This window comes from Rhizobium sp. BK289, from assembly GCF_014193575.1.
GTDB lineage: Bacteria > Pseudomonadota > Alphaproteobacteria > Rhizobiales > Rhizobiaceae > Rhizobium > Rhizobium tropici_C.
In genome coordinates, this window is the sequence record NZ_JACHZO010000042.1 from 1 (window position 1) to 1,467 (window position 1,467).

Genomic DNA, 1,467 nt, shown 5'->3' on the forward strand with positions numbered 1-1,467 from the left:
AAGGAGGTGACATGAAAGAGGCCACCTCCGCCGATAGAACGGATGACTGAGATGCAGGTGATGATCGAGGGACAGTCACACTTCCGGTGTTTCGGCTTACCTTATTGGGGTTCGCAAGATCTCAACAAGGGAGTTGGAAGCATGACTGCCTCTTATGAATACCATATCGGGGTCGATTATCACAAATCCTATAGCCATCTGGTGGTGCAGGACTCAGCCGGGAAGACGTTACGATCCGGCCGGGTGAAGAACGACCGCCAGTCGCTTGGCGGGTTTCTCGAACGCTACCGGGAAAACAGCCATGCGGTTGTCGAAGCGACGCGCAACTGGATGATGATCTACGACTGGCTCGACGACATTTGTGATGATGTCGTTCTCGCCCATCCGTTGAAGGTGAAGGCGATCGCCGACGCCAAGATCAAGACGGACAAGATCGACGCGACGGTGCTGGCGCATCTGCTTCGAGCCGACCTGGTTCCGGAGGCCTGGGCTCCGAGCGACAAGGCCCGAGAGCTGCGTGTCGCGCTGCGCGAGCGGATGTTTTACGTGCGGCTGCGCACGATGACGAAGAACCGCATCGTGACGGTGTTCGATCGCTATCCGGAGCAGACGGCGCAGTTGAAGAAGCTGAGCGACCTGTTCGGCAAGGCTGGACGCCAGCAGCTCGCCGCGCTCAATGTGTTGGAGATCGACCGTATCCAGATCGACCGTGGTCTCGACTTCATCGGCGACATCGACGGCCGGATCAAGCAGTCGGAAGCCACGATCCGGGCGTTGACGAAGACCAATGGCAACGTCAAGCTGTTGAAGACGATCCCCGGTATCGGCGAGTTCTTTGCAAGGCTGATCGATGCCGAGATCGACGACATCAAGCGGTTCCGCAACCCGAAGAAGCTTGCTGCCTATGCCGGGCTTGTGCCCTCGACCTATTCCTCCGGCGGCAAGACCTTCCACGGCAAGATCATCAAGCAGGGCAACAAGTGGCTGCGCTGGGCTTTCGTGGAAGCGGTCGCTCCCGCTGTCGCCAGTGATGCGCAGCTTCGCGGCCAATACGACCACCTGAAGATCAGAGGAGTAAACAAGGCGCGTGTTGCCATCGCGCGCAAGCTTTTGACGATCGCCTTCCAGATCCTGCGTGACCAGCGCGCTTACGAGCCGCGCAGCACCACCGCCATGGAAGCGACGTCGACGATATCCCGGTTGTCCTGATTGCTGGCTAGTGAGCCCGGTAGAACTGGGCTGCGCTCTTAAAGGAGAATGGGAAACCGGGAGCCGAACGTCACTCTGTGACCGAAGCCAAGGCATCAGGTCACGCATTGGAGATTGGTTCAAGAACCGAAGGACAACTCCGTCCTGCGGACGGAAGAGATTTAGCCGATCGGCGCAAACGCCGGTCAAAACATAACCGAACCCAAGGAAATTCCCGCAAATGCTGGTGTTTTGCCCCTTGAGTTCTTTCATTGGAGA

1 protein-coding gene is annotated in these 1,467 nt (G+C 57.9%); it reads left to right on the top strand.

Annotated elements, in window-relative coordinates:
* Nucleotides 1-141 precede the first annotated feature (141 nt).
* Nucleotides 142-1,209 (top strand): IS110 family transposase, encoded by a 1,068-nt coding sequence (locus FHT84_RS31255; RefSeq protein ID WP_113249967.1) that lies wholly within the window; start codon nt 142-144, stop codon nt 1,207-1,209.
* Nucleotides 1,210-1,467: the final 258 nt, after the last annotated feature.

Bases quoted from the DNA above. Each gene is read 5' to 3' on its own strand.
- FHT84_RS31255 (WP_113249967.1), top strand. From the start codon at position 142: ATGACTGCCTCTTATGAATACCATATCGGGGTCGATTATCACAAATCC.